Source organism: Exiguobacterium sp. s183 (genome assembly GCF_018617655.1).
Classification (GTDB): domain Bacteria; phylum Bacillota; class Bacilli; order Exiguobacteriales; family Exiguobacteriaceae; genus Exiguobacterium; species Exiguobacterium aestuarii_A.
Genome location: NZ_JACSKN010000004.1, coordinates 128,938 through 141,852 on the forward strand (window position 1 = coordinate 128,938; position 12,915 = coordinate 141,852).

The window sequence follows — 12,915 nt, forward strand, 5'->3', positions numbered from 1 at the left end:
GTTCCTCCTTATAGTCGTCGATGGTCTTCTAAGCCGGAATGGCCACGTACAATCGGGTCATCCTTTGTACCTTTTGGTTCTTCGTCATGGTCGTTGAATGGTTTCGCATCAAACGCGATGCCATCCGCCTTTTCTCCTTTGTCATGATCGAGTTCGCTATCTTTTTTGTACATGTTCGGATAGCGGTCATATGAATGACGATCGATATAAAGTAAAAGTTGTCCTTCATCGATGGCATCATAATACTCTTCTGCCTCTGCATCGCTGAGTCCCATGTTTCGGAGTTCGTCACGTATGCGATCACTCCCATGCAGAAATGCTTTGACGCGATCGAGTAAATTTACATCTCGAACCCCAGCCTCGGCGTTTACATCCGTATGGTCACGTAATGCGGAGATTTCCCCATCTCGTTTGGCAACGACATGCATATTTTTCTCAGCTTCCCCTGCAGCCTTCAACTCGTCTACTTTATGCATGACTTCCTGTTCCGTCTGAAACAGACCAATCATTTTACGTTCTGACATCGAATACCTCCTTATATTTTGGTCAATCTTCAAATAGCGTCACAATAGGAGTAATTTCCGTTCTATCCAAAATTGAAACAAAAAACGCCATCCTCTGAAAGGAGTGGCGTGGTTAGTAATAAAGCATGAGTGTGTCGTCCCCGAGCGAACAACGTGTGCTCTTCCAGACGAATTCAATTAATGTCCAAATGGCCATGAAGCCACTAATTGCCAATAAAATCAGCGCATACAGTGGAGTCAATTGAATGATAAACGACCAACCGAGCGTCATTAAAATCGGTTGAATCAAAAAGATTGATGTGATGTAGACGATGACAATGAGTAAGGCGAACGCAATCCTTCTTCCGAGCGTGTGGACATGGTGCCGAAAACGGGTCAATATACCGAAGATGGCACCGGTCACGAGAACAGGTAACAGGAATGCGAGATAGTCTACCGGATATGTCGACATCGGGGCGGTGAATAAGCGCCCACTGAATACATCATCGATGACGAGCAGTAAGTTCGCATAGGAGAATGCCAAAATCATACCAAGCAACCATCCGAATCGGTTCCAAATTGTACGTGATGATTTGAGTGCCTCGATTTTTGTATAGGCGAGGAAAGCAAGATCTCGGACCTCAATTTCTTTTAATGACAGTTTTGCTTCATCAAGCTGATTGATGGCCCAGTCAAAATCTCGATTCGCTTGGACTTTTTCATGAGGTTTTAATTCATCTGAGGCCTCAATCAAGACGTGGTAACGACGACGATATTCTTCATTCGTCTCGGGTTGTTCGATGAGGAAACGGGCGTATTCGTGGGGGTCTTGATTTAAGAGACCGTCTAACGACTGTCCTGTTTTTTCTGCATGACGGATATAGCCGGCGAGTGCCAGTAAGAGACGGTCCGCCTCCGCCTCATTTCCAAGCAGTTCGATCAGGCGATGACGTACTTCGTTAAAGAACTGTTGGACGTTCGGGTCATGAATCATATTCGGTTCCAGGGAGATTCCTCTCCTTTCTTGGTTTGTCATGGTCACGCAGGTGGTTCGTCATTATGAGAAAGTTTAAGCGACTCGAAATCACCTTGTTCGATGCTTCGAATCAAAATCTCGCTTCCTCCCATATTTGTCGAAAGGGGGATGGAATACACGTCACAAAGACGCATCAATGCGCTCACGTCTGGTTCGTGAGGTTGGGCAGTCAGTGGATCCCGGAAGAAGATAATCATATCCATCTCACCACGTGCGACGGCAGCTCCAATTTCTTGGTCTCCTCCAAGCGGTCCTGAGCGGAAACAATGCACGGGTAACCCGGTCGCTTCCGCAATTCGCTTACCGGTTGTACCTGTTGCGAACAATTGATGCTTTTCTAGAATATGTGCATACGTTTTAATGAGAACAATCAAATCGTCTTTCTTTTTGTCGTGAGCCACTAAAGCGATGTTCATTTTAATTCCTCCTAAAATGACTTCTCATGTTATTCGTATCATATCTCACGTGATTTGACACGATTTCTCTCTTAACTTACCTACCCATTTCCACTGAATCGTAATAGTGATGTAAACGAGTTGTCATGTGCATAATGTTTGATAATTTTGAAATATAGGTATTTAAGAAATAGCACTGTTAAGGAAAAGCAATCATTTCATAAAAAAAGGAGGAAGATTCGGTGAACAATACAACGTATAACTTCAATTCGTTCATGTCATGGCTACCAGAACTTTTACTAGCAATTGTTATTCTCGTAGTCGGTTATATCTTGGCGAAAGTATTGGAAAACGTGACACGAAAAGCATTGAAGAAGGCACGACTCGATGAGCGGGCAGGTATCAAAAAAGAGGGGGAAAAAGGAGATAAATGGACACCTGAACGCATTATTGCAAAAGTGGTGTTCTTTGGGGTGTTACTTCTCGCATTCCTGATCATCTTTGAATTCATGAATGTCCCTGCAATTACGGAGCCGTTCAGTCAGATTTATGAAGGATTCTCTGGGTTGATTATCGGTGTCATTAAAGCAGGTTTGATTTTACTCGTTGCGTGGGTCATCGCTACCCTTTTGAAAAAAGGGATTCAAATGGCGGGGCACCGCTTGAATTTAAGCAAGTTGATGGAAAAAACGGGACAAGAATCGACAAGTGTCAACCAAACGAAATGGGTCGATACGGTCGCGAACATCGTCTTCTATCTCGTTCTCTTATTGGCATTACCGGCTGTACTTGACGCATTGGGACTTCGTGGGGTCAGCGGACCATTCGAAGACTTGTTGAACAGTTTCCTTGGATTCATTCCGAAGCTTGTCGCAGCAGCGCTCATCTTCGCAATCGGTTATATTGTCGCGAAGATTGTACGTGACATTTTGACGAAGTTCCTTGAAGCAGCAGGATTAGATCGATTGGCAGAGCGATTCCATCTTTCTGACTATGTGAAGGGATCGAGTCTTGCGAAAGCAATCGGTACAATCGTGTTCATCTTCATCATGATTCCGGTCACGATTTCGGCACTTGAAGCGCTTGATATTCGAGGAATCTCGGAACCAGCGATTGCGATGCTCAATGATGTTCTTGTCATGATTCCAGACATCCTTGTCGCAATCGTCCTCGTCCTCGTCGGTGTATTCGTGGCAAGATGGTTGAAGGGTGTCGTTGTATCACTCCTTGAGAACCTTGGCGTCAATTCATTGGCTCATAAAATGGGCTTCGGGGAACGAGCATCTTCGATGTCGATCGCCCAAGTGGTCGGTGTCATTGTACAAGTGATCGTCATCTTACTCTTCGTATCTGAAGCACTTCAGGTGGCGAATCTCGAGTTCATGGCGTCTCTCGCCACTGCAATCTTCGCTTACTTGCCAATGGTGATTGCGGCACTCATCATCTTGGCGGTCGGCTTCTGGTTAGCTAACATGGCAGAACGTTTGGTCGGAAGTGTTCTTGTCGATGGCGCAGGACAACCGAGTGCGCTTCGTTACGTAGCGAAATATGCGATTCTCGGACTCGTCTTCTTCATGGCCATCAGCCAGCTCGGCATCGCGCCGATGATTGTCAATACGGCCTTCCTTCTTATTCTTGGAGCCGTTGCCCTCGCCTTCGGTCTTGCTTTCGGGCTTGGCGGTCGCGAGACGGCAGCACGCTACTTGAAAAAAGCGGAGCACCGTATTGATGAGACGGAAGTTTCAAAAGAAGGACTCGAAAAAGAAAAAGAACAGATGAGTCGCGAAGCGGAAGCTGCGAAACAGCAAGCCAAACAAGGTGTTGAGCAGTCGAAGCAGGAAGCGGAACAATCGAAGAACGAAGTGAAGCGAGACGTTCATGATTCAACGGAAGATCACGTAAACGGACCGGAACCAAATCCGTTCCACGACAATATCACTCCAGATCAAGACAATCGTTCACTTGACGACAACGATGGTCCGTTACGCCCTTAATTGATTCTTTCACGGATCTCCCATGTGGAGGTCCGTTTTTTGTGTTCAACTTTGAAAGGAATCTGGTCGATAGATAAAGAAAAGAGTGACAGAGGTGAGAGGGATGTTTGAACGATTTCAACGAACACTCGTTGTGAACTATGTGATTGGCTCAGGATTAGCGGTTTTTGGTGTGGGGGGCGTTTTCATTTTTCAGACGCTTGATTTGTCAGTTCGTGAAATCGGACTACTTCTGGCCATTATGTTCGGTTCGGGAATTGTCATGATTACGTCAGAACTTCTTTTGTATCGTAAACATATTCGACCGATCCGACGGTTTTTTGCAACTGAGTCTCCGACGATACAAGAATTGGCGTCGGCGTTCGAACAAGCGAGCCGCTTCCCAATTTTAACGGTCGAGCGAATTTTGGGTCCTCATTTATTTGGATTATCCATTCCGTCAATCGCTTTGACGACCATATGTATTTACAATGGCTGGATTGATTTACCGTATCGTTTGATTGGTCTAGCTGCCATCGGTGCCGTCATGATTGCCGTGTTGCACGCGTTGATTGAGTACTTTTTGACGGTACGGTCGGTGGAACCGCTACTCGTGTATATGAAAGAAAGGCACTTCGAACTTTATCATCAGCCTATCCATGCAACATATCGGTCATTCAGTGTCCGAACTAAATTATTGATTAGCATGCTCATTACGGGTGTCTTTCCAATCATGTTGTTTATGTTGGCCTCGAGCGTTCAATTGTCGACCTCGACTCGGACGGATACATATTGGAATTGGGCGTTCGTGATTCTTGTCATTATCGTTGGGATTGCAGTGTTATGTAGTTTCTTACTCTATGACAATATCAAACGCCCGATTGGACTCTTGACGTCGGGAATCGAGCAGATGGAATCAGGACGACTCCAAAAAATCGAAAACCCCTATTTAGATGAGTTCGCCCAATTGATTGGTGGGTTCAACCAAATGGTCGAGACGGTGAACGCTCGTGAACAAGAGAATGCGCAACTGTTGGACAGTCTCTTCATTTTATTCGCGGCAACCCTCGATGCACGTGACCCTTATACGGCCGGTCATTCAGAACGTGTGGCGATGTACTCGGTAGAGCTTGCCCGTGCGCTTCATTTGCCAAAGGAACAAATCGATTTACTCAATAAGTCTGCACTTCTTCACGACATCGGGAAAATCGGGATTCGTGATGATGTCTTGCTGAAGGAAGGAAAATTGACAGACGAAGAGTTCTCAAAAATTCAGGAACATCCGACGATTGGCATTCATATATTGAGTCAAATTCATTTACCGGCATCCCTTCAACCGATTTTGGCCGGGGTTCGGTCGCATCATGAACGAATCGACGGCAAAGGGTATCCGGACCGCTTAAGTGAGGTCGATATTCCATTGTTCGGAAGAATCATGGCGATTGCCGATGCTTATGACGCCATGACGTCTGATCGGCCTTATCGCTCTGGGATGCCGATGGAAAAGGCACTCTCTATTTTAGAGAGCGGTCGTGGCACGCAATGGGACAGCGAATTTGTAGACGTATTCGTAAGGCTTCGTCGACAAGCGATATCTGCATAAAAAGGAGCGGCACCTCGTGTGCGGCTCCTTTTAGAATAGAGTTTGGAATGCGTACACACCGAATACGGCTCCGATAACGACAACGACGAGATTGACGCGGAGTAGCGCAAGCATCGTAGCAACCACTCCTCCGAACAAAGCGGACGTCGTAGTGGTCGTCGAAGACAAGACTCCCGGAAAAATCAAACTAGCCAATACCGCATACGGGATGAAGGAAAGAAATCGTTTCATATATGCCGGTAACGCCAATTCCTTTAACCAGAGTAGCGGGACGAGGCGAGGAAGATACGTGACGAGCGCCAACCCTAGGACGAGCAAAAATAAGGACATCATGAGACCTCACCCTCCTTAAATAGAAAAGCACCGATTCCGGCTGCGACGACAGTCGCGATGATGATCCGAATTCCATCTGAAATCGGAAAGAACGGCGTGATCATCCAATGAAGCACCGCTTGCATGACGATGGCGAAACTCGCAACAACGAAGACAGGGCGATTCGTCAAGGACGGGACGAGTAACCCGATGAACATCGCATATAGCGCAATGCCCATGCTCGCTTGTAACGTGCCGGGAAGACCGAAAGCGAGAAAGACACCAATCCAAGTACCGATGTTCCAAGCGAGAAAGGCAATCGTATTCAATCCGAGAACGAACAGACCAGAACGTGCCTCTTTTCGGGTGGATGCGATACTGAATGTTTCATCGGTGACACCGAACGCAATGGCTGCTAAAAGCTTGCGAGACGTTGTATCGATTCGTTGCGACAACGAGGCGGACATTAAAAAATGACGAGAGTTTAGAATGAACGTCGTCAGAATGATTTCCCAATACATCGAACCGGTCATCAGCAATTGCACGGTGATAAACTGACTCGCTCCTGCAAAGATAAAAAACGACATGGACAACGTGATCACGTTTGGCAGATCAAACGATTTTGCCAAAAGACCGAAGGCGATGGCAATCGGGATATATCCAATGGCGACGGGAATACCTGCTCGCAGTCCCGCGCGAAATGTCGACTGTTGTGAAGATGGGGATGTGGATTGAACTGAAGTCGCCATGACAGCCCTCCTTGATGATCAAGATGATTTCTATGTCATTCGGGATGAATGGACGGTTTCCTGCTGAAACGATGAAAAAGAGGGTATACATGTATCGTTAAGGAGGGTGGTCACATGAGTCGTGCTGAAGAATTTTTGGCATCCTACCATCGAATCGAGGACTACTTGAGTCGAGAGATGGGAGATGGCCAGCATTTCAGTTTTAGCAATATGGTGAATCGGTTAGCGAAACAAAATCCAATCATCGATCGGTATAAAGAAGATTTACATCAAATGAGTCAACTGCGAAATGCAATCGTCCATGAGCGGCGTGAACCCGATTTTATTATCGCGGAGCCTCACGAGTCGCTCGTCGAATTGATTTTAGAGGTGGAACGGGAACTGCTTCATCCACGTCTCGTCATCCCGTTGTTTGCGAAATCAGTGGTGACGTTTCAGTCCGAAGATTTTTTGACGGAGGTGCTCCGAGAGATTCGCGATAAAAATTACTCACAGTTTCCCGTATATCACGACAACGGTTCTTGGCGTGGTCTTCTGACGAAAAAAGGAGTGACCAGTTGGTTGGCCGAGACGATCGACGGAACCAACTTATCACTCAAAGGAGTTCGCGTGAAGCATGTTCTCCATCATGATCCGCATATGCATCGGTATCGATTTATTCGAAAAGATGCGACAGTGATTGAGGCACAACACTGCTTCACGCAAATGAAAGAGGGCGCACGATACGACGCCCTCCTGATTACGGAGACTGGTAGTCCAGATGAAACGCTACTTGGAATCATCCGTCCTCAAGATTTATTAAACGCGCTCCGTTGAGGCGAGGTGTTCAATCGCGACCTCATATTGGGTCACGGTGTTGCCGAGGACGATCGGTTTTACTTCCGACGTCCCGTCATCTCGTTTCTTATGGGCGTGCTTGTAGGCATTGCTGTCGCGCCAATTTTCAAAGCTTGCCGCATCCCGCCATGTGGTCATGATGACCACATGGTCCATTGCTGCATCGGACGTATCCGTCAACACTTGCATCCGGACAAAGCCATCCATCGCTTCGATTCCTTTTGTCGTCTCGAAACGCGATTTGACAGCATCGACTTTTCCTTTTTCAACGTCTAGTTTATTCATAACAATCCACATCCCGCATGTCCCCCTATACGAATAAGATGATTCCATTATACCGTGAACAGGGAAATGTCTAAAAAAGGATGCTCACTCAACGTTTGCTCCACCATTCTTCAAACGCCCAGTTCTTCTGCTTCATCATCGTCGCTTCGGTTACCCCGACATAGCGCAAGTGCCATGGCTCATAATTGTATCCAGTGATTTTTTCTTTTCCTTTCGGATAACGGACGATAAAGCCGTAACGATGGGCGTTTTGAATCATCCACTTTCCTTCAGGCGATTGGTCAAAGGAAGCGTATAATCCTAGACGCATACGTTGACTCGTCATATCCACCGCTAGACCGGTTTGATGTTCACTGTATCCGGGACGGGCGACATATTTTGAAGCGTATGCGACTCCGCGCGTATTGACCCAGTAGGTATATAGCGATTTTTGAGTTGAATAGGAGCGATAGGCGCTGAGTGCGTATAACGTATGACCTTGCTTTCGACCTGCGTAATACAATTTCGCTAGCGCATAAGCGGCTTCCGCTGTCATCAGTGTACGTTCACTACCTTTTTGATAAACAGTTGGGACGGTTAAGGTCACAAGTTGTGGGGAACGATAAGTGGACGGGAGCCCATTTGTTTTATTGACGAGTCGTAACCGGTCGGCCGTTGGCATTTTAGGGATGCCGGCTTTTAGGTTAGTGGTCGGAGTGAAGTACTTTGTACTCCCGATATAGACATTGGACCAACTTCGGTTATACGTGGTGTAACGGATAGGGACATTCGTTCGTAACGCCTTCAACACAGGTGAAGATTGCATTGCACGACCGTATAGGTAGGTTGTTTTGATGGTATAACCTGGTTGTGGGGACGATGATGCCGCTGTCACCGGCGAAGCTTGCAACAGGAGCAGACAAATAATCAAGATACGCAGGGACTTCATGGCAAAACGCCTCCTCGTGGGTTAGATGATGTTCCTTTTCCCGTTTTCTTGATGGACTGAGCATCTTTTATCCATCCTCAGGTCGGATGAGGATACAGCTTGGGTCCGATGAAGCAAGGAGTCAAATCCGATACAATAAACATAACGAATGAGATCGTAGAAAGGAGTGAGCGAATGGAAGTCTTATTTGGATTACCACTGTTGTTGCTCGTCCTGTTCTTTGCCTTTTTATACTTTAATATTAAAGGGCTATCGAATATGTGGAAGGACTACAATCGAACGAAATCGATGATTCCGCTCGGATTCTTCATCGTCGGGATTATCGGAATTTTTACAGGAGTGTGGACGTGGCTCGTCATTTTGATTTACTACGTCGTCCGCCCGAAAGACTAAACACTGTATGCAGACGCATACGGTGTTTTTGCTATACTAAGGACGAGGTGTTGAGATGGAGAAGTTAATAAAAGCATGGTTTATCGTGACGTTGATCGCGTTTGTAATCTTTAAGCTTGGTGAAGTAATGACAACCCCGTATTCGGAAACACCGAGCGAAGGGAATATATACTGGATTGTGCTCTTGATTGGATGGCCGTTTCTGTTATTGTTCATTTGGATTACGGTTCTTATGACACGTCGAGTCACGGCATCCGTGCGACCGATGGGGAGAATCGTGTTAGGTTTGGGTAGTCTCATCATGGCCGGGATTGCCTGGGTGACCAATCAATCGCAAGCGACGTCTCTTCGGGAAGGGATTCGTTTATCTACGAATGAGTCTTTCGCCGAAGGGTGGAACCAGTTCACGAATATCATTTATATGAACCAGCTGACTTTCTTTTTCCTGACAGTCAGTTGTATGGGGGTTGGGATTGTCCTTTCGTTCATCCCGACCAAAAAACAGCGAGAAGAAGCCGTGTGAGCTTCCTCTCGCTATTTTTATAACCGTTCTTGATAAAGACGGGCATATCGATCAGCTGCGATGATGGCGTCTGCAACTTCTTCTGGCGTGACATCAAAACCGCTATGAATCGTTTCGCCTTCTGCCGTGGCGGCTTTTCCGACTTTCAAGATATCTTCTCGAGATGCATCTTTCAATTTGATATCTTCGAGTGTGACCGGCAAGTCGAGTGCCATATAAAATGCAACGTACTGCTCGAATTCTTCTTGAGGACGTCCTTCGAGTGCGAGTTGCACAAGTGTTCCAAATGCAACTTTTTCACCGTGCGTCAAATGGTGGATGTCCCCTTCTAACGCGGTAAATCCATTGTGAATGGCATGGGCTGCAGCCAAACCACCACTTTCAAAGCCGAGACCGCTCAATAGGGTATTGGCTTCAACGATGGCTTCGAGCGCAGGTGTAACGACTTTTGCCTTGACGGCTTCATACGCTTGAATACCATACGTGAACAATACTTCTTCACAACGTTCGGCGATTGCTTCCGCCGCAAGCGTCGGGACACCACCGGCCATCGTCTTTCCTCCGAATGAAAGGACGCTTCGGACTTCGACCCACGTCGCCAAAGCATCGGCAATGCCTGATGCAAGGAAGCGCGGCGGTGCCTGTGCGATCAATTCGGTGTCCACCAGAACGAGGTCTGGATTCTTTTTATAAAAACGATAACTTTCGAAATTGCCTTCATCTGTGTAAATGACTGAAAGTGCGCTCGTCGGTGCATCTGTCGAAGCAATCGTCGGTACAATGACGATGCGCGCATCCAATTCATCTGCGACCGCTTTTGCTGTATCAAGCGTTTTACCACCACCGAGACCGATCACGAACGCGGTGCCACTCTCTTTGACATCTGTGGCGATTCGAGTGATTTCATGCTTCGATGCCTCACCGACAAAATCTGCTTTCGTCGCCTCAATATTGCTCGCCTGCAGTGAATGTGTCACACGCGAACCGACCAATTCCCAGACGACGTCATCCGCGATGAGTAAAGCGTTTGAACCGAAGTGAGCGACATACTCTCCGATGCGATCAATCGTTTGTTTCCCTTGCACATACTTAGCCGGACTGATGAAAATACGTTCTGACATAGTAAACTTCATCCTTTCATATCGGGTTTAGTGTAAGTGCTTACAACGACATCATACTACAGTTTGTGAAGGAATACCGTGAAGATTACATGAAGATTGGCAACTGACCGAGCACAAGCAACAAGATGATGATGGCGACAACAATGAGAAACCCCCAGTCATTCATTCGTTTCGTCATACGAGATATCCCCTTCATAGGTCTAAGTGTCGATTCATCTACAGTATAAAAGGATGTGGAAAAAAGGCAGGACGAATAAATCACCAGGTCAAAAAAAGAACTACCTGATGACGGTGAGGCAGTTCATAAGGTTTAACGGATGATGAATCGGGAACAATAGTGTCGTATGTTCATTATTGAAGGAGGAATTGAGTATGTCGAAACATGTACTGATTGTCACGACGTCAGCGAATCAATTATCAAATGGCCACGCAACGGGACTTTGGCTTGAAGAGTTTGCCGTGCCTTACTTGTTATTTGAAAAAGAAGGATACAAAGTGACGGTCGCGAGTATCGAAGGTGGAGACGTGCCAATCGATGCAAATAGTTTAGAAGATGGCTTGTCAGAAGACATTCTAAATACACGCGAGTTGCTCAAAGACACAGCGCGACTTGATCAAGTCGCAGACGAGTCGTATGACGCAATTTATTTGCCAGGTGGTCATGGGACAGTCGTCGATTTCCCAGAAAATGAAACGCTACAACGCGTTATTCGTAACGTTTATGAGAGTGGAAATATTGTCGGTGCCGTTTGCCACGGACCAGTTGGATTGGTCAATGTGAAACTGAGCAACGATGAACCACTCGTCAAAGATAAACAAGTGACAGGATTCACGGACGCAGAAGAAAAAGAAATGCAACTCGATTCTGCTGTACCATTCTTACTTGAGACGGGACTACGCAATCAAGGCGGACAGTTCAAAGGAGCCGACAACTGGGCAGTGAATGTGGCAGTCGACGAGCGACTCGTCACAGGTCAAAACCCTCAGTCTTCTGAAGCAGTCGGAAAAGAACTTGTCAAATTGCTAGGATAAATAGATAAAGCAACTTCGGTTATTCGAAGTTGCTTTTTATTTTTGGACATATGTCCTATTCAAGCGGTCATTCTTTTTGTACAGTCAGACGAAGAGAGAGGGGAATGACATGGGAATTATATTTGCCATACTATCTGGTACGTTTATTGCTTTACAAGGAATTTTTAATGCCAAACTAGGAGATGCGGTAGGGGCGTGGATGTCTGTCACAATCGTCCATTTTGTCGGACTTCTGTTAGCGCTCGTCATTTACTTTTTCAAACGAGATGCAGACATGACAGCTTTCAAACGTGTCCCTTGGTATTATAGTCTAGGTGGACTATTCGGTGTATTCGTCGTCTTCGGCGAACTGACAGCGATTCAACAACTTGGTGTGACGTGGGCAATCTGTGTCCTGCTTGTGGCACAATTGCTAGGCGCCTTTATCATCGATTTGAACGGTTGGTTTGGTGTCAAACGGAAGCCGATGAATACGGGACAGGTCATGGGACTCGTCTTGATGGTCGTCGGGATCGGAATCTATACATTCGCGTAAGGAGTTCAATTCTCATGATGAATATGATGGATGCACTGACAAGATTGCAGTGGAATCACCTTTTTTCTAACGAAACGCTTGAAGCTTCTTCTTTAGTCACTTATGAATCCGGTACAATGCTTTGTTCGAACAATCAACACATTGAATCCTTGTTCGTCGTGCTCGAAGGACGTGTCAAAATCTATACACTCAGTGAAGAAGGGAAGTTGCGCTTGCTTCGTTTGAAAGCTGCGCCGACGCTCATTGGAGACATCGAATATGCGAGTGGTCGTAACGTATTGCATACTGTCGAGGCGGTTGGTTCGGTAACCTGCTTACGGATTCCGTTTGAGGCACTTCGTCGTCATAATCGTACGGTCGAATTCACGGAACACCTATTGCGTGGGGTGTCCGAAAAACTGTTCATCGAGGCGAACGCCTCATCCAATCATCTCATGTCGACACTTGAAGAACGGTTGGCGGGCTATTTGATTTCCCTTAGTGAATCGGGTAACGAGCTGTTTCAAGCTGAGATGAGTCAACTGAAGCGTAAAGAAGTCGCCGAATGGCTTGGGACGAGTTATCGTCATTTGAATCGGACGTTGCAGGCGTTCGTCGATGAAGGATTGGTCACGCGAACGAGAAAAGAAGTTGTCATATTAAATAGTGAACGATTGAAGGAACGTGCGAACGGTATGTTCTATGAGTAAG

16 protein-coding genes are annotated in these 12,915 nt (G+C 46.5%); 8 read left to right on the plus strand and 8 right to left on the minus strand.

The features are described 5' to 3' along the window. Window positions 1–8 precede the first annotated feature (8 nt). From KNP62_RS10795 to KNP62_RS10805, 3 genes are all read right to left on the minus strand, one after another. Window positions 9–524: a YflT domain-containing protein gene (locus tag KNP62_RS10795; RefSeq protein ID WP_214785512.1), complete on the minus strand. Its 516-nt coding sequence runs from the start codon at window positions 522–524 to the stop codon at window positions 9–11. 112 nt (window positions 525–636) lie between these two features. After that, window positions 637–1,497 (minus strand): hypothetical protein, encoded by an 861-nt coding sequence (locus KNP62_RS10800; protein WP_214785513.1) that lies wholly within the window; start codon window positions 1,495–1,497, stop codon window positions 637–639. 44 nt (window positions 1,498–1,541) lie between these two features. Next, a complete protein-coding gene (locus KNP62_RS10805) occupies window positions 1,542–1,955 on the minus strand; it encodes a methylglyoxal synthase (protein ID WP_026824646.1) in 414 nt (137 codons plus the stop codon). 221 nt (window positions 1,956–2,176) lie between these two features. Between KNP62_RS10805 and KNP62_RS10810 the strand changes: the two genes are divergently transcribed. Next, the gene (locus tag KNP62_RS10810) at window positions 2,177–3,928 is read left to right on the plus strand and encodes a mechanosensitive ion channel (RefSeq protein WP_214785514.1); all 1,752 of its coding nucleotides are present in this window, start codon (window positions 2,177–2,179) and stop codon (window positions 3,926–3,928) included. Window positions 3,929–4,031: 103 nt separating this feature from the next. Then, complete coding sequence (locus KNP62_RS10815; protein WP_214785515.1) at window positions 4,032–5,510, plus strand: HD-GYP domain-containing protein; 1,479 nt, start codon at window positions 4,032–4,034, stop codon at window positions 5,508–5,510. Between the two features lie 30 nt (window positions 5,511–5,540). On the opposite strand, the gene KNP62_RS10820 is transcribed toward KNP62_RS10815, so the two are convergent. Continuing rightward, the gene (locus KNP62_RS10820) at window positions 5,541–5,843 is read right to left on the minus strand and encodes an AzlD domain-containing protein (RefSeq protein WP_214785516.1); all 303 of its coding nucleotides are present in this window, start codon (window positions 5,841–5,843) and stop codon (window positions 5,541–5,543) included. Further along, a complete protein-coding gene (locus tag KNP62_RS10825; RefSeq protein WP_214785517.1) occupies window positions 5,840–6,571 on the minus strand; it encodes an AzlC family ABC transporter permease in 732 nt (243 codons plus the stop codon). Before KNP62_RS10825 ends, KNP62_RS10820 begins: the two co-directional genes overlap by 4 nt. A 114-nt stretch (window positions 6,572–6,685) precedes the next feature. Between KNP62_RS10825 and KNP62_RS10830 the strand changes: the two genes are divergently transcribed. After that, the gene (locus tag KNP62_RS10830; RefSeq protein ID WP_214785518.1) at window positions 6,686–7,387 is read left to right on the plus strand and encodes a CBS domain-containing protein; all 702 of its coding nucleotides are present in this window, start codon (window positions 6,686–6,688) and stop codon (window positions 7,385–7,387) included. Here KNP62_RS10830 and KNP62_RS10835 read toward each other — a convergent pair. Together KNP62_RS10835 and KNP62_RS10840 are read right to left on the minus strand one after the other, a co-directional pair. Next, window positions 7,370–7,705 (minus strand): antibiotic biosynthesis monooxygenase, encoded by a 336-nt coding sequence (locus KNP62_RS10835; protein WP_214785519.1) that lies wholly within the window; start codon window positions 7,703–7,705, stop codon window positions 7,370–7,372. The two genes, KNP62_RS10830 and KNP62_RS10835, sit on opposite strands and share 18 nt — an antisense overlap. A 76-nt stretch (window positions 7,706–7,781) precedes the next feature. Beyond that, entirely contained in the window at window positions 7,782–8,621 is an 840-nt protein-coding gene (locus KNP62_RS10840; protein ID WP_214785520.1) for a M15 family metallopeptidase, read from the minus strand. Between the two features lie 174 nt (window positions 8,622–8,795). Between KNP62_RS10840 and KNP62_RS10845 the strand changes: the two genes are divergently transcribed. Together KNP62_RS10845 and KNP62_RS10850 are read left to right on the plus strand one after the other, a co-directional pair. Then, window positions 8,796–9,014: a hypothetical protein gene (locus KNP62_RS10845; protein ID WP_074036747.1), complete on the plus strand. Its 219-nt coding sequence runs from the start codon at window positions 8,796–8,798 to the stop codon at window positions 9,012–9,014. Window positions 9,015–9,069: 55 nt separating this feature from the next. Continuing rightward, a complete protein-coding gene (locus tag KNP62_RS10850) occupies window positions 9,070–9,537 on the plus strand; it encodes a hypothetical protein (protein ID WP_214785521.1) in 468 nt (155 codons plus the stop codon). A gap of 17 nt (window positions 9,538–9,554) precedes the next feature. On the opposite strand, the gene KNP62_RS10855 is transcribed toward KNP62_RS10850, so the two are convergent. Further along, window positions 9,555–10,658, minus strand: coding sequence for a glycerol dehydrogenase (locus KNP62_RS10855; protein WP_214785522.1), 1,104 nt, complete (start codon window positions 10,656–10,658; stop codon window positions 9,555–9,557). A 372-nt stretch (window positions 10,659–11,030) separates the two neighbouring features. Between KNP62_RS10855 and KNP62_RS10860 the strand changes: the two genes are divergently transcribed. The 3 genes from KNP62_RS10860 (at window position 11,031) to KNP62_RS10870 (ending at window position 12,914) form a co-directional block, all read left to right on the plus strand. Further along, window positions 11,031–11,690: a type 1 glutamine amidotransferase domain-containing protein gene (locus KNP62_RS10860; protein WP_214695688.1), complete on the plus strand. Its 660-nt coding sequence runs from the start codon at window positions 11,031–11,033 to the stop codon at window positions 11,688–11,690. 109 nt (window positions 11,691–11,799) lie between these two features. After that, entirely contained in the window at window positions 11,800–12,225 is a 426-nt protein-coding gene (locus KNP62_RS10865; protein WP_214785523.1) for a DMT family transporter, read from the plus strand. A 14-nt stretch (window positions 12,226–12,239) separates the two neighbouring features. Next, entirely contained in the window at window positions 12,240–12,914 is a 675-nt protein-coding gene (locus KNP62_RS10870; RefSeq protein ID WP_214695695.1) for a Crp/Fnr family transcriptional regulator, read from the plus strand. The last annotated feature ends 1 nt before the right edge of the window (window position 12,915 follow it).